Origin of the sequence: Nesterenkonia sp. CL21 (assembly GCF_031705515.1) — a bacterium.
Classification (GTDB): domain Bacteria; phylum Actinomycetota; class Actinomycetes; order Actinomycetales; family Micrococcaceae; genus Nesterenkonia; species Nesterenkonia aethiopica.
Genome location: NZ_JAUTWR010000003.1, coordinates 83,794 through 106,905 on the forward strand (window position 1 = coordinate 83,794; position 23,112 = coordinate 106,905).

Here is a 23,112-nt window from a genome sequence, read left to right on the forward strand (position 1 = left end):
CGCCGACCCTTCCAGGAGCGCCCCTGTGTCTGCCCCGCAGTCCTCAGCCCGTCCGACCGCCCCGCCGTCGTCGTCAGCGTCGCAGGAGCGGCTGTCGCGCGGCGTCCCGGCGAGCCGGTTCCGCCCGGAGCTGCACGGCGTGCGGGGCCTGGCGATCCTCGGCGTGGTGCTCTTCCATCTCTTCGGAGCAGGGCGGGTCTCCGGAGGCATCGACATCTTCCTGGCCGTCTCCGGGTTCCTCTTCACGGCGATGCTGCTCCGCGAGGCCGCATCCCGCGGCGGGGTGCTCGATGTGGGCCGCTATCTGGCGCGTCTGGCCCGCCGCATCCTGCCCCCGGCCGTCGTCGCGATCGCGGTCACCACGATGGCCGGCTTGCTGATCCTGCCCTCCACCCGCCACCACCAGCTGCTCACGGAGGCCCGGGCCTCACTGCTGTACTGGGAGAACATCGAGCTGGTGTCCTCTCAGCTGGCCTATGAGGCGGCCGGGCCCGCCAGCAGTCCGTTCCAGCATTTCTGGTCGTTGTCGGTCCAGGGGCAGTTCTACCTCCTCTGGCCGGTGCTCGCGGTGCTGGCCGTGCTGCTGGCGCGGGCGCTGCGCCGACCTGCGGTGCACGTGATGGCGGTGTTCGTGGTGCTGGTGCTGGGTGCGTCCTTCGCCTGGGCGCTGTGGATGCGCCAGCAGGCCCCTGAGGCGGCGTACCTGATGACCAGCACACGACTCTGGGAGCTGGCCTTCGGGGGTGTCCTCGCGCTGCTCGGCGCCCGTCTGACCCTCCCCCGTCCGGTGCGCGGGGTCGCGGGATGGCTCGGGCTGGCTCTCATCATCTCCTGCGGCTTCGTCCTGGACGGCGCTTCCTTGTTCCCGGGAGCATGGGCGCTGTGGCCCCTGCTGGGACTGGCCCTGGTGCTGGCCTCCGCCGGCCCGCAGGGAGGGCTTCAGGATCCTCCCGGAACAGCGGCCCGTCTCCTCTCCACGCGACCCCTGGCCTGGGTGGGCAGCATCGCCTACGGCCTCTACCTGTGGCACTGGCCGCTGCTGATCTTCCATCTGGAGCTCACCGACCAGGACGGACTGGGCGTCCTCGACGGGGCCGGCCTCCTGGTGGTCTCCATCCTGGCCGGATGGGCCACCCACCGGTGGATCGAACGCCCGACGGCCGCCCGCGCATCCCTGGCGCCCCGCGTGCCGCTGACGGCGGCCGCAGGCACGCTGGCCATCGGTGCGGTGGCGACCACCATCGGAGTGATCGGCACCACGGTGACCCTGCCGGAGGGGTACTCGATGGCCGGGGTGGACCGTGCGCTGCATCCCGGAGCGGCGGCGACGGCGCCGGGTGCGGACCCCGCCCCTCCCGACGTCGCCCCGGTGCCCGCCGCCGAGGTGCTCGCCGCGGACCGCCCGCAGTACTACGACTGGGACTGCCGCCAGTCGCAGGGCGGGGGGCTGGAAGCCTCCGAGGTGCTCATCTGTGAGGACCCCGACCCGCCGGCGTCGCCGACTGCGACCGTCATGCTCACCGGGGGCTCCCACGCCGGCCAGTGGCAGCACGCCTGGATGATGCTGGCGGACACCTACGACTGGGAGCTGATCATCGCCGACAAGTCCGGGTGCCGCCTGCAGTCCACGGAGAACGCCGGCTCCTCCTCCTGCGCCGCGTGGAACGCGAACCTGATCGACGCGGTCGCCGAGCGGGCCCCGGACCTGGTGGTCACCCCGGGCACCGTGATGAACCGGAGCACGGAGTCGATCGAGGACGGGGCCCCGCAGCGCTGGCGGGAGCTGCGCAGCACCGGTGCGGAGGTTCTGCTGATGCGTGGGACGCCCCGCCCGGATGGCTCAGTGGCCGACTGCCTGGCCCAGGGTCGGGGATCAGGCGAGTGCGGTGCCGACCCCTCGCAGATCGCCGCCGCCGACCCGCTCGATGACCTCGACCTCCCCGACGGAGTGCACACCGTGGACCTGACGGACCACATCTGCCCCGACGGAACCTGCGACGCCGTCGTCGGCAACGTCGTGGTCTGGTATGACGACTCCCATCTGAGCACCTCCTATGTCGAGACCCTCGCCCCCCTGCTGGACGCCGAGCTGCAGGCCAACGTCCCTGACCTTTTCCGGTGACCTGTTCCGGTGACTCGTTCCGGTGGCTCGTTCCTGTGCCTCCTCCTGTGTCTCCTTCCAGCGACGTGGAGCGTTCCGGACGCCCGATGCGCACGGAGATGACGCACCGCAGAGTCACTGCTGACCTGCAACTCCGGGCGGCGCGCTGAAGCCCGGAGGCCGCAGGGCCTCTCGTGACCGAGCCGTGATATAAGCTTGCGGGCGTTGCTGTGCTCTGCGCGTCAGTGTCGGCGGGCCCCCTGTCCGGACGGCCTCGCTCCTGTGCGGGGCCGGCGTGCGTACTTTTTGTTCTTCGAGGAAAAGAGTTCTTGTGGTTTCGAGGGAGTTCTCGACCGTCGGTGTGATCGGCCTGGGCTACATCGGTCTGCCCACCGCGGCCATCCTGGCCGACAGCGGGGTGCGAGTCGTGGGGATGGATGTCTCGCCGATCAATGTCGACGCGGTCAACAACGGGGAAGTGCCGTTCGTGGAGCCGGGCCTGAGGGAGGTCGTGGAGCGCGCGGTGGCCGCCGGGAAGCTCTCAGCCTCCACCGAGACCCCGGTGGCGGACGCCTACATCGTGGCGGTGCCCACGCCCTTCACCGACTCCCACTCGGCGGACCTGTCGTACATCGAGGCCGCCGCCGACGGCATCGCGCCGAAGCTGACCGGCGGTGAGCTGGTGATCCTGGAGTCCACCTCTCCCCCCGGGGCGACCGAGCACATGGCCGAGCGGATCCTGAAGTCCCGCCCGGACCTCGCAGCGGGTGACCTGCTCGTGGCCCACTGCCCTGAGCGCGTGCTGCCTGGGCGGATCATGGTGGAGATGGCCACCAACGATCGGATCGTGGGCGGCCTGACCCAGGCGGCTGCCGAGGCGGCGAAGACCCTGTACCAGAACTTCTGCACCGGTGAGGTCCTGCTCACCGACGCGAAGACCGCGGAGATGGCCAAGCTGACCGAGAACAGCTTCCGCGACGTCAACATCGCCTTCGCCAACGAGCTCTCTGTGATCTGCGACCAGCTGGGCGTCGACGTGTGGGAGCTCATCGACCTGGCCAACCACCACCCGCGCGTCAACATCCTGCAGCCGGGGCCGGGCGTCGGGGGTCACTGCATCGCGGTGGACCCCTGGTTCATCGTGGACGCGGCCCCAGACGCTTCACGGCTGATCCGCACCGCGCGGGAGACCAACGATGCCAAGCCTGAGTGGGTGCTCGGCCGCATCGAGCAGGCACTGGAGCACCACGGGCGGGAGGCCACGGTGGCGCTGATGGGACTGGCGTTCAAGGCCAACATCGACGACCTGCGGGAGTCGCCGTCGCTGTCGATCGCCCAGCGGCTGGCCGAGCGGGCGCCGGAGGCCCGCATCCTGGCCGTGGAGCCGCACATCGACCAGCTCCCCGCGCAGCTCGCCGGTTCCGGAAACGTCACGCTGGCCGGGATCGACGAGGCCCTGCAGACGGCACAGATCCTCGTGCTGCTGGTCGATCACGACCAGTTCAAGGCCATCGACACCGCCCGGCTGGCCGGGCACACGGTGATCGACTCCCGCGGCATCTGGCGCTGACGCCCCGGCTCCCCCGCGAGGCGCCCGCGGCACGTGCGAAATCCACCCGATCAGGGTCACGGACTGTGACACACTGGTCGGGTGGATTTTGACGTTCTGACCCTTTTCATCGTTCTGGCAGTGGTCCTCGCCGGCACCATCGGCCTGTTCCTCCTCACCGGCGGCCGCAGGCTGCCCGAGGGGACCTTCCCCGAGACCCGCGACGCCGACGACCTCCCGGAGCCTGACGGCCCTGACGCCCCTGCCGGCACCGCCGTCGCCGAAGACACCGACGCCGCCCCGCTGACCACCGCAGAGGCGACGGCCGAGACGGTCGCCGAGCCCGAGCTCTCCGAGGAGGTCGCCGAGGAGGCGGCCCCGACGATCGAGACGCCGGAGCCTGTGGCCGGACGGCTCGCCCGTCTTCGTGCCCGGCTGGTGAAGTCCAACAACGTCTTCGGCCGGTCGCTGCTGGCACTGCTCTCCTCGGACCAGATCGACGAGGACGTCTGGGACGAGATCGAGGAGACGCTGCTGATGGCGGACCTCGGCACCGAGCCGACCATGGAACTGGTGGATCGACTGCGTGAGCGGGTGAAGGTCGAGGGATCGCGGGACCCGGACCGGGTGCGTGCGCTGCTGCGTGAAGAGCTCACAACGCTGGTTGACCCTTCCCTGGACCGCAGCCTGAACGTCCGCGCCGCCGGCCGCCCGGCGGTGGTGCTCGTCGTCGGCGTCAACGGCGTCGGCAAGACCACCACCGTGGGTAAGCTGGCCCGCGTCCTGGTGGCGGAGGACAAGGACGTCCTGTTGGGTGCGGCCGACACGTTCCGGGCGGCCGCCGCCGAACAGCTCACCACCTGGGGCTCCCGGGTGGGCGTGCCCACAGTCTCCCGCGACGAGGGCACCGACCCCGCCTCAGTGGCCTATGACGCCGTCGCAGCCGGCATCGAGGGCGAAGTCGACGTCGTCATGGTCGACACCGCCGGCCGGCTCCAGAACAAGGCGAACCTCATGGACGAGCTCGGCAAGGTCAAGCGAGTCATCGAGAAGCAGTCCCAGGTCGACGAGGTCCTGCTGGTCCTGGACGCGACCACCGGACAGAACGGGCTGAACCAGGCCAAGGTCTTCTCCGAGGTCGTCGACGTCTCCGGAATCGTGCTCACCAAGCTCGACGGCACCGCACGCGGCGGCATCGTCGTGGCCATCCAGCGGCAGCTCGGCGTGCCGGTGAAGCTGGTGGGCCTCGGCGAGGGGCCGGACGACCTGGCACCCTTCGATGCGGAGACCTTCGTCGACGCCCTGCTCGAGGAGCGCTGAGCAGCCTCCCTCCCTGCCTCGATCCGCGTGCGAGCGGTCCCTCCGATCCGGCCCGCTGCCGCGCGTCAGCTCCCGTTCCTGCCCCGGAATCCCTGAGATTCCGGGGCAGGAGCGGGAGTTTTTACGTCACCGAAACATCAGGGCGCGGTCGGTGAAACACGGACCGAGAACCATGGAGATCAGCTCGCATCGGTGAAAGACATCGGTGAGTACTTGTTTCCTGGAGGGACACATGGAAATCGTGATCGAAGACGTGGGAGCGATCTGGGTGGTCGTCGCCGGTGCGCTCGTGCTGTTCATGACGCCGGGCCTCGCGCTCTTCTACGGCGGGCTTTCACAGACCCGCTCGGCAGTCAACATGATGATGATGAGCTTCGCCGCGATGGGCCTCGTCGCCCTGACCTGGGCGCTGTGGGGCAACGCCATCGCCGGGGCTGACCCGGTGGCGGGCGGCCTGTTCGGCAACCCCACCTCTGACTTCGTGCTCTACGAGTCCCTGGCTGAAGGCGGAGACTCTCTGGTGTGGGTCGGCTTCGGCGCCACCTTCGCCATCATCACCTGCGCGCTGATCTCCGGTGCGGTCGCCGACCGTGCCAAGTTCGCCGGCTGGATGGTGTTCGTGCCCATCTGGATCACGCTGGTCTACGCTCCGCTGGCCTTCTGGGTCTGGGGCGACGGCGGCCTGCTCGTCGAGGGCGGATTCATCGGTGACACCGTCGGTGAGGCCGTGGACTTCGCCGGCGGGCTCGTGGTGCACATGTGTGCCGGCGTCGCCGCCCTGGCTCTGGTGCTGGTCATCGGCCCGCGCCGCAACTTCGCCCCGAACAAGCCGCACAACGTCCCCTTCGTCCTGCTGGGTGCCTCGATCTTGTGGTTCGGCTGGTTCGGCTTCAACATCGGTGAGGCCGGCAGCGTCGAAGAGGCATCGCTGAACTGGATCAACACGCTGCTCGCTCCGGCCGCCGCCCTGGTGGCCTGGCTGCTCACCGAGTGGGCCCGCGGCAAGAAGCCGACTCCGGTCGGCGCCGCCTCGGGCATCGTGGCCGGACTGGTCGCCATCACTCCCGCGGTGGCCTTCGTCTCGCCGCTGGGCGCCATCGTCATCGGCCTGGTCGCTGGTGCGGTCTGCTGCTTCGCCGTGGAGTTCAAGTACGGCAAGTTCGACGACACGCTCGACGTCGTCGGCCTGCACCTGGTCGCCGGCCTCTGGGGCACGCTGGCCATCGGACTGTTCGGCCGCGAGGAGCTCATCGCCGACGGCCGCGGCAGCCTCTTCCTCAACGGCGACTTCTCCCTGCTGTGGGCCCAGATCGTCGCCTGCCTGGTGACCCTGGTGTTCACCTTCGTGGCCACTTACATCATCGCCACGCTGATCCACAAGACCATGGGCTTCCGGGTGGAGGCCGAGGTCGAGCAGGGCGGCATCGACGCCGTCGCCCACCACACCGAGGCGTACTCCCACGACGCCGTCCCTGCCGGGGCCGGTGCCCGGGAGTGACAGCCTGATCTGACCGATCACTCGCCCAGATCAGGACGGGCCGGGTGGATGCGCATCGCGCTCCGCCCGGCCCGTCCTCGTGTGTCCAGTGTGGTCTGGTCTCAGGTGCGGGCGGCGGCAGGTCGACCGCTGTGGTCGAGGGTCTCCGGTGCGCGTGTCCAGGCCAGCGCCCCGACCATGAGGATCACCCCGGTGAGCCCGAAGGCCCACGCATAGCCGAAGTGGTCCACGATCAGCCCGGCGAGCAGCGGGCCGATGATGGCGCCGAAGTCCTGCGTCATCTGGAAGGTCGAGACCACAGGCCCACCGTTGCGCCCCTCGCCCACGACGTCGGCGATGGCCGCCTGCTGGGCCGGATTGACCAGCCCCGTGCCGACGCCGGCCACGAGACTGAGGGCGAGCAGCACCCAGGGCTCCGGCGCCAGCCCCAGCACGCCGGTGGCGCAGGCGGTGATGACCAGCCCCAGGATGATGGGAGGCCTGCGCCCGAAGCGGTCGGTGCGGCGGGAGAACAGCAGCACGGCGGCCACATTGCCGGCGGCGAAGGTCGCCAGCGCCACACCGGCGAGCTGGGAGGAGTCGATGACGAACCCGGACCCGGCGAACGCCGTGGCGGCGAAGAGCGGAACCAGGGAGTTGCGCAGACCGAAGGTGGCCCACCCGTTGGCGAACCCTGCCGTGAGCGCCGCCCGATACCCCGGCACGGACCACGCCTCCTTCAGAGTCGCCCGTTCGCGCGCGTCCCGGCGGCCGCGATCCTCCAGACGCGAGCCCCGCAGCATCACGAACACGATCAGCGCTGCGATCACCAGTGCGCCCCCGTAGACCAGGAACGGGACATGCGGCCCGAAGACGAGCAGCCCAGAGCCCACCAGGGGCCCCGCCACATTGCCGATGAGGAAGGCCGAGGCGTAGGCGCCGGAGATCTTGCCGCGGATGCTCGGCGGTGACTTCCTGGCCAGGAAGGTCATCGCCGAGACCGTGAAGAACGTGGAACCGATTCCTCCGACGGCGCGGAACGCCAACAGCAGCTCATAGGTGGGGGCGAAGGCCGTGGCGATCATCGAGGCCGCCACGATCAGCAGGCCCACCACATAGACCGGGGTCTCCCCCAACGCCTGCGTGAGCCTGCCGGAGGCCGGAGCGAAGACCAGACGGAAGAGCCCGAAGGCCGAGACCACTGCGGAGACGGCGAACGCGGATACGCCGAAGTCGGCGGCATACTGCGGCAGGATCGGCGCCACGATGCCGAATCCGATCGCCACCACGAAGGCCGCGACGATCAGCACGCGCAGTTCGTTGGGGATCGGTGGACTCTGGACAGCAGGCTTCTCAGGCATGTCGCTCACATCTCGTCGTCAACGCCCGCCGGGCTCCGCTTGTTCCTCGGCGCGCCGCACCCTGCTTCGAGCCCTGTGACCTCCACCACGTCTCGTGCTACGATGTCGACACAAAGTAGGACACTGTCCCATTTTTTGAGTTCCCGGTCGTTTTTCCCACCCTCGACGAAAGGAGCGGCCCGTGGCTGTCATCTACGTGTCGGATCCCATCGACCCCGCCCATCTGGAACGTCTCCACCGCAGCCACACCGTCCATGTCGGCTTCGGCCCGGACCGGTGCGACTACCTCGACGTCGCCGATTCGGTCGAGGCCGTCCTGCTGCGGGGCGAACAGTTCGACCGAGGGATGATCGAGGCGTCTCCCCGGCTGACGATCATCGCCCGCCACGGCGTCGGCACCAACAACGTCGACCTCGAGGCGGCGCAGGAGCAGGGCATCTGGGTCACCGTCACCCCCGGCGGCAACAGTCGCGCGGTGGCCGAGCATGTCTTCGCGCTCGCCCTCGCGCTGGCACGGCATGTGCCGGAGGCTGACCGACGCATCCGGCACGGGCGCTGGGGCGCCGGCAAGCAGACGCTGACGGGACTCGAACTCCACAGCAAGGTCCTCGGTCTGCTCGGATTCGGGCACATCGGCAGGATGGTGGCCCAGATCGGCAGAGGATTCGGCATGCACGTCATCGCCGCCGACCCCGCCTTGGACGAGGACACCGCCGCGGAGCTGCAGGTTCGCCGAGTGGAGCTTCCCGAGCTGCTGGAGCAGGCCGACCTGCTCTCCCTGCATCTCCCCCTGACCTCCGGCACCGCCGGGATCCTGGGGGCCGACGAGCTGGCACGGCTGAAGCCCAGCGCTCTGGTCGTCAACACCTCGAGGGGCGGCCTCATCGATGAGGACGCCCTGCAGAGCGCCCTCCAGGAGAAGCGCCTCCGCGGAGCGGCGCTCGACGTGATCCACCACGAGGCCGTCGACGCGACGGATCCGCTCTCCCACACTCGGCTCGACGTCGCCGCGACGGAGAACCTGATCCTGACCCCGCACATCGGTGGACAGACGCTCGAGTCCCTCGACGCGGTCGCCGAGATCGCGATCACCTGCATTAACCAGGCGCTGGCCGGGGAGACCCCCGACCATGTCATCGTCGGTCCCGCGCTGCAGACCTCATCCTGATACCGCATCCCCACGACCCAGGAGTCACCGACCATGTACATCTCAGTCCCTGACACGTCCTCCGTCACGGTGGACCTCCCGGAGCACGCAGCCTCCCCAGCACCCGCGGACAGGCTCCGTGGCGTCCCCGCGGCCCATGTGGGCGACGTCTTCCAGCGCATGCTGGTCCTCGACGGGGAGATCCGGAGCCTGACCTCGTCCACCGACACCGTCGTCGGACGAGCCCTCACCGTCCATACCCGCGCCGGAGACAATCTGGCGATCCACATGGCCCTGGACGTCGCCCGCCCCGGGGACATCCTCGTCATCAATGGTCAGGGCGACATCAGTCGAGCCGTGATCGGCGATCTCATCGGGGAGATCATGCTGGCCACCGGCGTCATCGGTGCTGTCGTCGACGGTGCTGTGCGCGACGCCGCGGCCCTCGGCGAGCAGGGCCTGCACATCTACGCCCGCGCCACCACACCGGCTGGACCCTTCAAACATGGTCCCGGCGCCGTGGGTCGACCGGTCGCCGTCGGGGGCGTGTCCATCGCCACGGGGGACATCATCGTCGCCGACGCCGACGGCGTCGCCGTGATCCCCGCGGACCAGGTGGACCACGCCCTGGAGCGACTCCCCCAGATCCACGCCGCCGAGGAGCGGATCCGGGAGGCCGTCCGGCTCGATGCCACGGCCACGCTCGCCTCGACGGCCGGCCCCACACCCCTCGACCGACAGTAGGTGCCCACCATGACCACCGAGACCCAGACCACCGCCGCACCGAAGGTGGCCGGCCTGTCCTGGCCGCTCTTCCTGATCAGTGCCGCAGCGTTCGTCCTGGCCGCCCTCACCGGGGTCCTCCCCGAGGACGGCATCCTGCCGGGGGCAGTCTTCGCGACCCTGGTCGGCATGGTCCTGATGTGGCTCGGCCGCCAATCCCGGGTGCTGCGCACCCTCGGCGCCCCGACCCTGTTCACCATCCTGGTCCCCTCGATCCTCAACCACTTCGGGCTCATCCCGGAGACCCTGGGGACGATGCTCGGGAATTTCCTCTCCGGCTACCAGGTGCTCGACCTCTTCATCGCCACCCTCATGGTCGGCAGCATCCTGGGGCTCAGCGCCGACGTGCTGAAGAAGTCCATCCTCAGGTTCCTCGTGCCCCTGCTCTCGGCGATCGCTGCCGGCATCGCCACGGCCGGCTTCCTGGCCTGGGTGCTCGGGCTCGGCCTCATGACCGGGATCCTGAACGTCGGTCTCGCCATCGCCGGCGCCGGGACCGGATCCAGCGCGATCCCGATGGCGGAGATCTACAGCGACGCAACGGGGTCGCCGGCGGGCGTCTTCCTCGCCGTCATGATCCCCGCCGTGATCTTTGCGAACTTCGTCGCCGTGATGATCGCTGTCCTCTACAACTGGCTGGCCAAGAAGCCCGACCGTCCCTTCCGAGGCTTCAACGGCCAGGGCACGATCATGCGCGGTGGGGACGGCGCCCTCGAGCAGGAGGACTCTCGCCCCGCCACGAGTGCGGGATCCGTCCTGACAGGTCTGATGATCACCGGAATGATCTACATCGTCAGCGTGGTCATCCACTCCACGCTCACCCCGGGACTGCACTACTTCGCCTGGATCTGCATCCTGGCGGTCGTCTTCAAGCTCAGCGGGCGTTGCCCGGACTACGTGCAGCACGGCGCCGTGGAGTGGTTCGACATCACCCTGAAATACGTCACCCCGGCCGTCCTGGTGGCCGTCAGCGTCGCCGTGGTCGACTTCGCCCAGGTCATCGAGGTCGTGAAGGAGCCCGCGTACCTCGTCGTCATCACCGGGACCGTGGTCGTGATCGCCGTGGTGGCCGGAGGCGTGGGATACCTGATGAAGATGCACTTCCTCGAGGCGTCCCTGACGGCCGGTCTGTGCACCGCCAACATGGGAGCCGGCGGCGACGTGATCACCCTGAGCACAGCTGGCCGACTGCATCTGATGCCCTATGCCGCCATCGCCTCACGCGTCGGCGGGACCATCGTCCTGATCACGGCGTCTCTGTTCGCCGGGTCCCTCCTCTGAGGCTGACGGCGTCACCCGACGCTGATCAGGACGGAGGCCTCCGTGGCGGTGCGACGCAGCGTTGAGACCAACGTGTCGACGTCGACCTGGTCCTTCCGGAACCGCGGGATCGTGATCGCGATCGACGCCACCACGGAGCCCCCCTCGAACACGGGGGCGGCCAAGCCGAAGGCGTCGGAGAAGCGCTCGCCCTCCCCCACGGCCCATCCCCGATCGCGGATCGCGGCCAGATCCTCTCTGAGGGCATCGCGCGTGACCAATGTGCCAGGTGCCAGGCGCGGCAGATCCAGCTGTTCCGCCGTACTCGTCGGCAGGTGGGCCAGCAGCGCCTTGCCCGAGGCTCCGGCGTGCAGCGGCACCTCAGCACCCGTGACGACCCCGTAACGGACGGGATTCGGACCGTCCACGACCTCAGCGATGGTGGCGGTCCGCTCCTCCGGGGCGAGGACCACCAGCGCCGTGGTCTCGCCGGTGGCCGCGGACAACTCGCGGAGACGGGGGCGGAGCAGGTCTCCGAGCCCGGGTCGGGGTCCCAGCTGTGCGGCCCACCGGAGCAGCAGGGATCCGCACGCGGCAGTGTTCGACGGCTCCGCGTACCGGAGGAGCCCACAGTCTGCGGCTGAAGCGAGCAGCTTCTTGGCCGTCGCGGAGTGGGCCTGCAGAGACCGGGCGGCCGCTGTCGGAGAGCCCAGCCCGGGGGCGCCTGCCGCCAGGAGAGTCATGAGCCGCTCCACGCGGCCTGCCGCCGAAGACGCGCCGTCCCGCGGTGTCGGCGGCTCCGCGGACGGCGCCACCGGCGTCGTCACGGCGGAGGATCCGAGTGCCTGCGCGGCTGCGATCACCTGGGCTGCGATCGCCTCGAGGTCCGTCGTGGAGGTCTCAGTGCGTGGACGTGTGGCCGAGACAGCCCCGATCTGTCCGTCCGGGGTACGGAAGGGAGCCGCCACTCCGGCGGCCAGCGGGATGTGCTGACCGATGCTGGTCACATACCCACGCGCCCCGGCCTCATCCAGGATCTGCCTCAGCTCGGCGACGTCCACGTGTGTGGCCTCGGTGAACCGTTCAGGGGCGATCTGGGCGAGCACAGCCGGGTCCAGCTCGCTGAGGATCGCCTGGCCCGCGGCCCCTGCGTGAAGCGGGAGCCCCATACCGGGAGCCAGGCGATACTGGATCCCGCCAGGAGCCTGGTGGACGGCCGCCACGAATGCCTCTGTCGGACGGGGTCCCTGCATGACGGCCATGGCAGTCGCGCCCGTGTCCCGGGTCAGCTCGGCCAGCACCGCGGGGCCCTCTCGCAGTACGCCATGGCTGCGGTGAGCCATGCCCGCGATCACCCGCAGCCGAGGGCCGACGGCGTAGGTCCCCCCACCCTCGGCCCTCACCAAGGAGAGGTCGGCGAGCGCCTGAAGTGCCCGGTTGACGGTGGTGCGGCTGGCGCCCATCTCCTCGGCCAGCTCCCTGACGCCCCAGCCCTGGCCCGGGAACCGCGAGACGAGCCTGTCCAGGATGACCATCAGGCGTCGTGTGGGATCCGAGGAACCGGGGAGGACATGACGATCGACAACCATGGTCTCAGCCTAGCCGGGTCCGGCCGCTGACCTGGCCGTCACGTGGCGTTCTGCAGTGCCACGGACTCGGTGTCCTGGGCGCGGGCCAACCGCTGGGACACCACCCGGGTGGAGCCGTCCTGGCGCATGGACACCCCGTAGAGGGCATCGGCGATCTCCATGGTGCGCTTCTGGTGCGTGATGACGATCAGCTGCGACGACTCCCGCAGCTCCTCGAAGATGACCAGCAGACGCGAGAGGTTCGTGTCGTCCAGCGCCGCTTCGACCTCGTCCATCACGTAGAAGGGACTCGGGCGGGCCTTGAAGATCGCCACCAGCAGGGCCACTGCGGTCAGGGACCGTTCCCCTCCGGAGAGCAGCGAGAGCCGACGGATGCGCTTGCCCGGAGGACGCGCGTGGACCTCGATGCCGGTGTTGAGCATGTCCTCCGGGTTGGTCAGCTCCAGCCGCCCTTCCCCGCCGGGGAACAACCGAGCGAAGACCCGCTCGAACTGCTCCTTGGTGTCGCCCCAGGCTTGGGTGAACACCTGCTCCACGGTCTGGTCCACGTCTGAGATGATGTCCAACAGGTCCTGCCGGGAGGCCTTCAGATCCGCAAGCTGCTCCTGCAGGTAGGCGTGCCGCTCCTCGAGGGCGGCGTGCTCCTCCAGGGCGAGGGGGTTCACCTTGCCCAGCGCTTTGAGGTCTCGGCGGGCACGCTGCAGCCGGGCCTCCTGCTCCCCGCGGTCGTAGGGGCGCGGCTCCGCCTCCTCGTCCTCCGGGTCGGGCACGGGCTGGTCCGGGCCGTAGTTCTCGATCAGATACTCGGGGCTGAGGCTGAGCTCCTCGTGGCCCCGCTGCTCCGCGGCTTCCAGGCTGAGCCGCAGCTCCGTACGGGTCAGCTCCGCCTGGTGCAGACGCGCAGTGACCGTGTCGAGCTGCTCAGCCTCGGCGCTGCGCGCGGTGCGCAGGCGCTGGATCTCCGTAGAGACCTCGCGGTGCCTCTGCTGAGCCTCGTCGTGGGCGTCCTGGGCACGCGCCAGCACGGAGGCGAGCCGATCCACGGCCTCTTCAGCCTCCGCCTGGACCTCCTCGGCCTCCTGAGCCCGACGGTTCCGAGCCTCCGCGACGCGCCGAGCCTCCTCACGTCGGGACTCCTCCGCCTGAGCGCTGCGGCGCAGTGAGGCGGCACGCTCCTGGAGCTGATTGAGCTGCTCCTCTGCGGCACGAAGGGCCAGTCGCGCCTCGACCTCGTCACGACGATGCGTCGACGCCAGTTCCGCCAGGCGGTCCCGCTCCGCGGTGGAAGGGTCCTCATCGATGTCGTCGCTCTCGGCTGCGGCCAGGCGGGCGCTCGCCTCGTCGAGCTGCTCCTGGGCCTCATCCCGGGCTTCTCCGGCCTCGAGGATCTCCGTCTGTGCGGAGGCGATGCGCTCCTCGGCGCGAGACACCTCCGCGCTGAGCCGTCCCAGCTGCTCCGTGGTGGCGGTCATCTCGGCATCGTTGGCGTGCAGGGCCTCCAGGCTCTCCTCCACCGCCAGCTCCGCGGCGCGGACCTCGGAGGCCTGGGCGTCCGCCTCGGCAGACACCTGCGCGAGCTCCCGCTCGGAGGTCTCCGCGGTCTGCGTCAGCTCCGTGATCTGAGCCGAGATGGCCACATCGGAGTTCTCCAGTGCGGTGCCGCCGATGTGCTCTCCGAGACGCAGCACATCCCCGGAGGCCGTCACTGCGGTGTGCACCCCTTCGACGGCGAGGCACTGCCGGGCCGCCTCCAGGTCCGGGCACAGCACGACGCCGCCGAGGGCATGCGCCAACGGCACGGAGAGGTTCTCGGGCCCGGTGATGGCCTCCGCGGCCGGCACGCTGCCCGGAGGCAGCTGCGGTGCGGTCACGGCCTCGGGAACGGGAGGCGACGCCGAGCGATCCACCGGGTGGACGAGGTGGGCGCGCCCGCCGTCGTGATCCGCCAGCCACGCCAGGACCTCAGCGGCCCGGTCGGCGTGGGCCACCACCAATGCCGTGTCCAGGGACCCCAGGCAGGCGGCCAGCGCCTTCTCCCAGCCCCCGGTGACGCTGAGGCGGTCTGCCAGCGGCTCGACGTCGTCGTGCTCCCGCCGCAGGGCGCCGGCACCGTCTCGCGGCGCCCGCGCCGCGGAGAGTCCCGAGAGCCGGGCCCGATATTCGCTCACGGCGGCCTCGAGACGACGCCGCTGGGCCTGCAGCTCGTCGTGACGGGCCCGGAGGGTCTCGTAGCGGCTCTGAGCCGTCTCATAGGCGGCGTCGAGGCCCTCTTCACCGGTCTCGATGCCGGCGACGCGCTGTTCCAGGTCGGAGAACTCCGCTCGAGCACGCTGCTGCGCCTGGCGAGCCTGCTCGCTCTGCTCCTCGGCTCGACGACGGCGCGCTTCTGCTGCCTCGATCCGCCCCTGGGCCGCATCTGCGCGGCCCCGCAGCGTGGCCAGGCCCGCGCGTCGGTCGGCGACGGCGCGCAGCTGCTCCGTCAGGCGGGTCTCCTCCGTCTTCAGCGCGTCCTCGCTCGCGGCGCGACGCTCACTGGTCTCTTCGAGCCGGCTCCGGGCCTGGTCCACCTCGGCCTGGGCGGTCTCGGCCTCCTGCGTGACCTGCTGGGCCTGGGCGCGCAGCTGCTCGGGGTCGCGGCCGGAGGTGTCCACCGTGGCGGAGGCGTAGAGACTGCGTGCCCGCTCGGCCGCGACGGAGGCGACCGACCGCAGCCGCTCCTGCACCTGGGCCAGCCGGTGGTGTCCGGCCAGCAGCTTCTCCCCCCGCAGACGCAGGGCACGGGCCTGCTCGTCCCATGCTGTGATCTGCTCGTCCTGGCCCTGCAGGGAGGCCCGGAGCCGTTCCGCCAGCGCCCTGTCCTCCTCCTCGCCGCGCCCGGACTCATGGAGCGCGGTGGCGGCCTGCACGAGGTCGTCGGCGATGAGCCGGGACAGAGCATCCCGCACGTCGTGCTGGATGCGCTGCGCCCGTCGGGCCACCTTGGCCTGACGGCCCAGCGGCGCGAGCTGACGGGAGATCTCAGAGATCAGGTCCTCGAGCCGGTCCAGGTTGCCCTGCATGGACTCGAGCTTGCGCACGGTGCGCTCTCGACGCCGTCGGTGCTTCAGCACCCCGGCGGCCTCCTCGATGAACCCGCGCCGCTGCTCCGGGGTGGCGTGGAGGATCTGGTCCAGCTGGCCCTGGCCGACGATGACATGCATCTCGCGGCCCAGCCCCGAGTCGGAGAGCAGCTCCTGGATGTCCAGGAGCCGACACTTCTGACCGTTGATCGTGTACTCGGACCCGCCGGTGCGGAACATGGTCCGGCTGATGGTGACCTCGGTGTACTCGATGGGCAGCGCGCCGTCGGAGTTGTCGATGGTGAGGCTGACCGACGCCCGTCCCAGAGGCTGCCGCTCGGCGGTTCCGGCGAAGATGACGTCCTCCATGGACCCCCCGCGCAGAGACTTCGCCCCCTGCTCCCCCATCACCCAGGCCAGCGCGTCCACCACATTGGACTTTCCGGAGCCGTTGGGTCCCACCACAGCGGTCACGCCAGGTTCGAACTCGAAGGTGGTGGCCGAGGCGAAGGACTTGAAGCCCCGGATGGTGAGCGTCTTCAGGTGCACGCCCGGTCCTCCTCCGTCACATCGTCTGGGTCACATCGTCTGGGTCACATCGTCTCCGTCACACAGTCGGCTCTCGGCAGCCGCGTGCCGCGGGCTGCTCAGCCCTGCGGGGCGAAGTCCGGCATGCGCTCACCGAGTCCGAAGAGCTTCTCGACGGCGGCGACAGTGCGGGCGGCCGCCTGGCCGTCCCCGTAGGGGTTCACGGCGTTGGCCATCGCCCGGTAGGCAGCGGCGTCGTCGAAGAGCGTGGACACCTCGTCCACCACACGGTCCTCATCTGTTCCGATGAGCCGCACCGTGCCGGCGTCGACCGCTTCCGGTCGCTCGGTGTTCTCGCGCATCACCAGCACCGGCTTGCCCAGGCTGGGAGCCTCCTCCTGAACGCCGCCGGAGTCGGTGAGCACCACCGTGGCCAGGCTCATCAGGCGCGTGAACTCCCCGTAGGGCAGCGGCTCGGTGACGATGACATTGTCGTGGCCGGCCAGTGCCGGCAGGATGGCTTCACGCACCACCGGGTTGCGGTGGGCCGGCAGCACGATGAGCTTCTCCGGGTACCGCTCGGAGAGCCGGGCCAGCGCGCGGCCCACACCCTCCATGGCGGAGCCCTGGTTCTCCCGCCGGTGCGTGGTGACCAGCAGGACCTCCTGACCGGAGGCGGCGGCATCCTCGAGCTGACTGTCGGAGAACGGCACCTGCTTCTGGGCGACCTCCAGCAGCGCATCGATGACCGTGTTTCCTGTCACCACGACGTCCTCCTCCGCGACGGCCTCCCGCAGCAGGTTCGCGCGGGACTGGCCGGTCGGCGCCAGGTGCAGCGAGGTGATCTGCGAGGTCATCTTCCTGTTGGCCTCCTCCGGGAACGGAGAGAACAGGTTGAACGACCGCAGGCCGGCCTCGGCGTGGATCACCGGGATGCCGACATAGAAGGCCGCCAGGGCGCCGGCGGTGGTCGTGGTCGTGTCGCCCTGGACGATCACCGCGTCCGGCCGGTCCTCGGCGAAGAGGGCGTCGAGGCCGGAGACGGTCCGGGTGAGCACCCCGTTGAGGGTCTGCCGCTGCTGGATGATGTTCAAGTCATGGTCCGGGACGATCCCGAAGAGCTCGTTGACCTGGTCCAGCATCTCGCGATGCTGGCCGGTGACGGTCACCCGGCACTCGAAGTGCTCGCTGGCCTGCAGGGCCTTCACGATCGGGGCCATCTTGATGGCCTCCGGCCGGGTTCCGTAGATCGGCATGATGCGCTTCATCGCCGGTGTGCTTCCCCTCTGATGGTGATTCTCGTCTGCTCGCTCGTGGGCGTCGTCGCTGCCGGAGTCGCCGACTCCAGCCTATCCCCTGCGACGCGCCCGCGGGCGGAGACCCTCCGGGCCGGGGACGGGCGCGGCCCTGCGCTACTGTGGTGGCGATGAGCAGCTCAGCAGACTTCTCCGGGGAGGCCCTCCAGGGACGCCGACTTCAGCGCGCACGCCACGCCGCGGCCTTCCGGGACCCCGACTCCCCGCCGCGTCGCCTGATCACGCGCCTCCCCGACGTGGACTGGGCGGCCCCCCGCGAGTTCGAGGGCGCCCCATCGGCCACACGGCAGATGTTCGCCGCCGCTCGGCGCAAGAAGGTCACCAAGCATGAGGTGCAGCACGCCTTCCGGACCTTCACACTCAACGGAGACGTCATCGGCGGACTCAACCACCGCACGCATTCGCTGGTGAGCGATCAGGCCAAGCGTGCCTGCCGCTCCCGGCCGCTGGCCAAACAGCACCTGCAGGCCGTGGAGGTCCCCACCCCGGACGGCCGGGGATTCCGGGTGCGCGAGCTGGACGAAGCACTGGCCCACCGGGCGCAGCTCGACGGGCCGGTGGTGATCAGACCGGCCACCGGGTCAGCCGGCGTCGGCGTCTCCTGGGGAGTCCGGACCGAGGAGGAGTTCCGCGCGGCCTGGGCCTACGCCGGAGCCGCCCGGACCAATCCGCTGTACCGGAGCCTCTCGCTGCTCGTCGAGGAGCAGGCCACCGGCATCGATGTGCGCGCCTACGTGGTCGGGGAGAAGACAGTGGCGGCCGTCGCCCGGCTGCCGCTGTTCATCGTCGGTGACGGGCGCGCCACGGTGCGGCGCCTCGTGGACGACGCCGTGGCGGCCCGGGCCCGCAATGCCCATCTGGCCAAGCACCCGCCGGAGGTCGACGACGACGCCCTCGCCGACCTCGGACTCCGCGCCTCCGAGGTGCTCCCCCGCGGGGAGCACCGTGACGTCAGCGGCACGTCGAATCCGCTGCAGGGCGGGATCACCGTGGACATCACGGCCGAGCTCCGCGAGGCCCATGCCGAGCTGGCCGTGGAGGCGATGTGGGCGCTGCCGGGGCTGCGCGCGGCCGGAGTGGACCTGCTCATCCCCGACCTCGACGGCGACGACGGCGCGGTCGTCGTCGACGTCGCCGACGACGCTGACATCTCTCTGCATCGCTATCCCTCCCACGGGAGCCTGAGCCGTCCGGCCAACGCCGTGGTGGAACAGATGATGCGGCGCGCGAGGCGCTGACCCGTGCGCCCCGTGGGACCTTCTGCACCTCCGCCCTCCCCATCCACGTCGGGCTCTTGCGAGGACCCGGCTGCGGGCCGCGGGGCGACGACGTCGCTGACTCAGGGCCTTCCGGATCGTCGTCGGCTGCCTGCGTTGGAGGGCACCAGAGGCCTCGCCATCCTCGGCGTGGTGCTCTTCCACCTGTTCGGGGCCGGGCGTGTCTCCGGCGGCATCGACATCTTCCTGGCCGTCTCCGGCTTCCTGTTCACCGGCATGCTGCTGCGCGAGGCGGCGAGCACGGGCCGCATCGCCCTCGGCCCCTACCTGAGCCGCCTGGCGCGGCGCATCCTCGCCCCGGCCGCGCTCGTGATCACAACGACCACGGTGGCCGGACTGCTCATCCTGCCGGTCACCCGCCACGGTCAGCTGGTCACCGAAGCCCGCGCCTCGCTGCTGTGGCTGGAGAACCTGGAGCTCATCCGGTCCCAGCTCTCCTATGAGGCGGCCGGGCCCGAGACGAGTCCGTTCCAGCACTTCTGGTCCCTGTCCGTCCAGGGGCAGTTCTATCTGCTCTGGCCGCTGGTGGCCGTGGCGGCGGTGCTGCTCGCCCGCCGTATGGGCCGTTCGGCCGCCGCGACGATGGGGGTGCTCACTGCTGGTGTGCTCATCGCCTCGTTCCTGTGGGCCGCGCACCGTCAGCACGTGGACCCCGCTGAGGCCTATCTGTCCTCCAGCACCCGTGCCTGGGAGCTGGCCTTGGGCGGGCTGATGGCACTGCTGGCCGTCCGGTTCCGGCTGCCTGATCGGTTCCGCTCCGCCGCCGCCTGGACGGGACTGGGGCTGGTGGTCAGCTGCGGGTTCGTCCTCGACGGCGCCGCGCTGTTCCCGGGTCCGTGGGCGCTGTGGCCGCTCTTCGGGCTCGCCCTGATCCTCGCGGCGGCGCAGAGCTCCTCCTCCGCGATCGCACAGCCTGCGCCGCTGCGGCTGCTGTCCTCCCGTCCGCTGGCCCGAGTCGCCGACCTGGGCTATGGGCTGTATCTGTGGCACTGGCCGGCCCTGATCCTCTTCCTCGAGGCCACCGGGGCGGAGTCCCTGGGGCTGCCGGGGGCGCTGGCGGTTCTCGCGTTCTCCCTGACGGCGGCCTGGGCCACGCACCGCTGGGTCGAACGGCCGCTGGCCCGACTCGGCCGGAGCACGCCGGGCCAGCACCCCACGCATGGGCCGTCTGCAGGTCGCGGCGCGTCCCGGTCCCAGCGTGTCACCCTGGCGCTGGCCGCCACGACCCTGTCCCTGGGAGCGGCGGCGACGACGGCCCACCTCCACCTGACCACGGCCCCGCAGGAGGACGGTCTGGCGATGCAGGGCATGGACCGGGCGCTCTACCCGGGAGCCTCGGTGTCCGGCTCCTCGGCCGCCGTCGCCGGGACTCCGGAGCTCGACGAGGTCCCGGCCTTCCCCGAGCTCACGGGCCTGAGCCGCAGAGTTCCCGAGTACGCGACCCGGGACTGCCATCAGCGCACCGGGAACCGGCCGGGGACCTCTGAGGTGCTGGTCTGTGAGGACCTGGACGCCCCGGAGGACCCCCGGGCCACGATCATGCTGGCGGGCGGCTCCCATGCGGGCCACTGGCAGCACGCCTGGCTCATGCTGGCCGAGACGCACGACTGGGAGATCCTGGTGGCCACCAAGGGCGGGTGCGTGTTCCGTCATATCGAGGACGTCGAGGACAACCAGTGCGCCCAGTGGAACGCCGGCTTCGCCGAGGTGGTCGCGGACCGGGAACCCGACGTCGTGGTGACTCCCGGCACCCGCATCCCCCGCGAACCGGGAGAGGAGTTCGTCGTCGAGGGTGCCCCGGAACGGTGGCAGGAGATCACCGACGCCGGTGCCGAGCTGCTGCTGATGCGCGGCACGCCTCGCCAGCTCGACGACGTCCCCGACTGTCTGGCCTCGGGCGGGGATGCCCACAGCTGCGCCCCCGACGGCTCCAAGTTCGCGGAGGTCGACCCGCTGAGCACGCTGGAACTGCCCTCCGGAGCCTCCACGGTGGACCTCACGGATCTGTTCTGCCCTGCGGGTCGATGCGCGGCCGTCATCGGCAACGTGGTGGTCTATCGGGACAGCCACCACCTGACGAACGAATACGTGGAGACGGCGGCTCCGTACCTCGAGGAGCGGGTGCGCGAGGTCATGCCGCATCTGTTCGAGCCGGAGGCCCAGGCGGTTCGACCGCCGGGCGCCGAGGACCCCGCTGATACAATGGCTGGCGCTCCGCGGGAAGAAGACTCCCTGTGAACGCCCCGCAACAACGGACCCGGCGGATGGCCGGACCCGCGACGACGCCCCTGGAAGGAACGTGGTGATGGCCACCCCGACAGCAGAGCGCTCGGCCGCCCCGACGCACGTGGACGAGCCTCGCCAGGCCGGACACGTGGTGCAGCTGGATGGCAGCTCCTTGGTCCGCGTGGGCGCGCGCCCCCGGCTCCTGGACTACGTCCAGCGGCTGTGGGCGTTCCGGCACTTCATCATCTACGACTCCCATTCGAAGGTGCAGACCGCCAACTCCAATGACGCGATGGGTCGTGTCTGGATGGTGGTCAACCCGATCCTGAGCGGCCTGGCCTACTTCCTGGTGTTCGGGCTGCTGCTGGACCTCTCCCGCGGGATCAGCAACTTCATCGGCTACCTGATCATCGGCGTGTTCATGTTCCGGTACACCACCTCGGCGGTGTCCTCCGGCGCCAGCTCCATGGTCAGCAACCAGTCGGTCGTCCAAGCCTTCAACTTCCCCCGGGCGAGCCTCCCGTTCGCGATCAACGTCCGCGAGCTCTTCGCCAATGTGCCCATGCTGATCGTGATGGCCCTGTTGGTCATCACCATCGGCGACATCCCGTTGGCGGACACTCCTCCGACTCCGGTCAGCGTGGACTGGCTGTGGCTGTTCATCTTCCCGGTGCTGGCGCTGAACTTCCTGCTCAGCACGGGTCTGGGCATGCTGCTGGCCCGCGCGGTCTCGGCCTACACCGATGTGAAGCACATGATCAGCTTCGGCATGCGCATCTGGTTCTACACCTCGGCCGTGTTCTTCACCGTGGACCGTTTCGCCGGGTCGCCGGGAGGCGAGTACATCGAGTTCGTGATGTACCACAACCCCATGTTCTGCGTGCTGGACATCATCCGCTCCACGTGGCTCTACGGCGAGATGGCGGACCCGTATCGCTGGGTCGTGCTGACCGTCTCCTCGGTATGCATCTTCATCATCGGATTCCTCGTGTTCTGGCACGGCGAGGAGAAGTACGGGAGGGAGCGATGAGCACCCCGGTGCGCAACTACACGCCCCGACGCGTGAACTGGCGGTCCTCCGGAGCACCGGCCACGGAGGCTCCCGCCCCTACCGCCACCGGCGAGCTGGACATTCTGGAGGATGAGCAGCTCTTCGAGGAGATCTCGTGGGCGGAGGAGGACTCCGCGCCCGTGGTCGAGCGCCTCGACTCCTCGGACATCGCCGTCGCCGTCGACCACGCCTCGATGATCTACCGGATCCGCTCCTCCACCGAGTACCTGAACTCCACCGGCCGGTTCTCCCGGCAGCTGCGGCGGATCACCGGTTCCGGGTGGGCGAACGTCCCGGCCCTCCAGGACCTCAGCTTCGTGGTCCGTCAGGGCGAATCCGTCGGGGTCATCGGCACCAACGGGTCGGGCAAATCCACCCTGATGAAGCTGCTGACCGGGAAGATCCGCCCGACCACGGGGGAGATCTATGCGACCTCCACCCCGATCATGCTCGGCGTCAACGCGGCACTGGTGAAGCAGCTCTCCGGCCGGGAGAACATCAAACTGGGCTGCCTGGCCATGGGGCTGACGCCCAAGGAGGCCGCGGAGAAGTATGACATGGTCGTGGAGCTCTCCGGGCTGGAGGACTCGCTGAACCTGCCGCTGAAGTCCTACTCCTCGGGCATGGCCTCCCGCCTTCAGTTCGCGATCGCCACAGCGGTGGACCCCGACATCCTCATCATCGATGAGGCCCTGAACACCGGTGATGCGCAGTTCCGCGCGCGCACGAAGCGCCGCCTCGACGAAGTCCGGCAGCAGGCCGGCTGCGTCTTCCTGGTGTCGCACTCCTTGGGAACCATCAAGCAGATGTGCTCTCGGGTCCTGTGGATCGAGCAGGGACGTCTCCTGGCCGACGGCGACCCGGAGTGGGTCACCCAGCAGTATCAGGAGTACACCGAGCACAAGTCTCAGAACCGGATGCGCTCGGCGCAGATCGTCTACGAGCGCACCCTCATGCAGCTCGACCAGGTGCAGGTGGAGTTCGACTCCGGCACGCGCCCGAAGCGCGCCGGCTGAGGCACTCCGGCGGGAGAAGCCGACGCTGCCGCCGGCCGGCCGGAGTCATGCC

General features: G+C 69.9%; 15 protein-coding genes. 11 read left to right on the plus strand and 4 right to left on the minus strand.

The annotated features are described in order from the left end of the window. The first annotated feature begins 25 nt into the window (after window positions 1-25). The 4 genes from Q7C18_RS06955 (at window position 26) to Q7C18_RS06970 (ending at window position 6,468) form a co-directional block, all read left to right on the plus strand. Window positions 26-2,122 (plus strand): acyltransferase family protein, encoded by a 2,097-nt coding sequence (locus Q7C18_RS06955; RefSeq protein ID WP_311024752.1) that lies wholly within the window; start codon window positions 26-28, stop codon window positions 2,120-2,122. 310 nt (window positions 2,123-2,432) lie between these two features. Next, window positions 2,433-3,671 carry a UDP-N-acetyl-D-mannosamine dehydrogenase gene (wecC, locus tag Q7C18_RS06960; protein ID WP_311024753.1) on the plus strand — a complete coding sequence of 413 codons (1,239 nt, stop codon included), beginning with the start codon at window positions 2,433-2,435 and terminating at the stop codon, window positions 3,669-3,671. Between the two features lie 81 nt (window positions 3,672-3,752). Beyond that, window positions 3,753-4,970: a signal recognition particle-docking protein FtsY gene (ftsY, locus tag Q7C18_RS06965; RefSeq protein WP_311024754.1), complete on the plus strand. Its 1,218-nt coding sequence runs from the start codon at window positions 3,753-3,755 to the stop codon at window positions 4,968-4,970. A 232-nt stretch (window positions 4,971-5,202) separates the two neighbouring features. Next, window positions 5,203-6,468: an ammonium transporter gene (locus Q7C18_RS06970; protein ID WP_070160403.1), complete on the plus strand. Its 1,266-nt coding sequence runs from the start codon at window positions 5,203-5,205 to the stop codon at window positions 6,466-6,468. 101 nt (window positions 6,469-6,569) lie between these two features. Here Q7C18_RS06970 and Q7C18_RS06975 read toward each other — a convergent pair whose 3' ends face one another. Continuing rightward, the gene (locus Q7C18_RS06975; protein WP_311024755.1) at window positions 6,570-7,808 is read right to left on the minus strand and encodes an MFS transporter; all 1,239 of its coding nucleotides are present in this window, start codon (window positions 7,806-7,808) and stop codon (window positions 6,570-6,572) included. A 181-nt stretch (window positions 7,809-7,989) separates the two neighbouring features. Here Q7C18_RS06975 and Q7C18_RS06980 point away from each other — a divergent pair, with 181 nt between their 5' ends. The 3 genes from Q7C18_RS06980 to Q7C18_RS06990 are packed head-to-tail and all read left to right on the plus strand — an operon-like array spanning window position 7,990 to window position 11,019. Further along, window positions 7,990-8,976, plus strand: a complete 987-nt coding sequence (locus Q7C18_RS06980; protein WP_311024756.1) for a hydroxyacid dehydrogenase — start codon at window positions 7,990-7,992, stop codon at window positions 8,974-8,976. Between the two features lie 33 nt (window positions 8,977-9,009). Then, a complete protein-coding gene (locus Q7C18_RS06985) occupies window positions 9,010-9,699 on the plus strand; it encodes a methyltransferase (RefSeq protein ID WP_070160407.1) in 690 nt (229 codons plus the stop codon). 9 nt (window positions 9,700-9,708) lie between these two features. Further along, window positions 9,709-11,019 carry a 2-hydroxycarboxylate transporter family protein gene (locus tag Q7C18_RS06990; protein ID WP_311024757.1) on the plus strand — a complete coding sequence of 437 codons (1,311 nt, stop codon included), beginning with the start codon at window positions 9,709-9,711 and terminating at the stop codon, window positions 11,017-11,019. An 11-nt stretch (window positions 11,020-11,030) separates the two neighbouring features. Here Q7C18_RS06990 and Q7C18_RS06995 read toward each other — a convergent pair whose 3' ends face one another. The 3 genes from Q7C18_RS06995 to wecB all read right to left on the minus strand — a co-directional run bounded on the left by Q7C18_RS06995 (window position 11,031) and on the right by wecB (window position 17,442). Next, window positions 11,031-12,587 (minus strand): IclR family transcriptional regulator C-terminal domain-containing protein, encoded by a 1,557-nt coding sequence (locus tag Q7C18_RS06995; RefSeq protein ID WP_311024758.1) that lies wholly within the window; start codon window positions 12,585-12,587, stop codon window positions 11,031-11,033. A gap of 38 nt (window positions 12,588-12,625) precedes the next feature. Beyond that, window positions 12,626-16,195: a chromosome segregation protein SMC gene (smc, locus tag Q7C18_RS07000; protein ID WP_311024759.1), complete on the minus strand. Its 3,570-nt coding sequence runs from the start codon at window positions 16,193-16,195 to the stop codon at window positions 12,626-12,628. A 98-nt stretch (window positions 16,196-16,293) separates the two neighbouring features. Continuing rightward, the gene (gene wecB, locus Q7C18_RS07005; protein WP_070160420.1) at window positions 16,294-17,442 is read right to left on the minus strand and encodes a non-hydrolyzing UDP-N-acetylglucosamine 2-epimerase; all 1,149 of its coding nucleotides are present in this window, start codon (window positions 17,440-17,442) and stop codon (window positions 16,294-16,296) included. Between the two features lie 158 nt (window positions 17,443-17,600). On the opposite strand from wecB, the gene Q7C18_RS07010 reads away from it, so the two are divergent. From Q7C18_RS07010 to Q7C18_RS07025, 4 genes are all read left to right on the plus strand, one after another. After that, window positions 17,601-18,728 carry a hypothetical protein gene (locus Q7C18_RS07010; protein ID WP_311024760.1) on the plus strand — a complete coding sequence of 376 codons (1,128 nt, stop codon included), beginning with the start codon at window positions 17,601-17,603 and terminating at the stop codon, window positions 18,726-18,728. A gap of 135 nt (window positions 18,729-18,863) precedes the next feature. Next, entirely contained in the window at window positions 18,864-21,005 is a 2,142-nt protein-coding gene (locus Q7C18_RS07015; protein WP_311024761.1) for an acyltransferase family protein, read from the plus strand. 67 nt (window positions 21,006-21,072) lie between these two features. Further along, window positions 21,073-22,023 carry an ABC transporter permease gene (locus tag Q7C18_RS07020; RefSeq protein WP_311024762.1) on the plus strand — a complete coding sequence of 317 codons (951 nt, stop codon included), beginning with the start codon at window positions 21,073-21,075 and terminating at the stop codon, window positions 22,021-22,023. After that, the gene (locus Q7C18_RS07025) at window positions 22,020-23,060 is read left to right on the plus strand and encodes an ABC transporter ATP-binding protein (RefSeq protein ID WP_083277532.1); all 1,041 of its coding nucleotides are present in this window, start codon (window positions 22,020-22,022) and stop codon (window positions 23,058-23,060) included. The genes Q7C18_RS07020 and Q7C18_RS07025 overlap by 4 nt, the downstream gene beginning before the upstream one ends. Window positions 23,061-23,112: the final 52 nt, after the last annotated feature.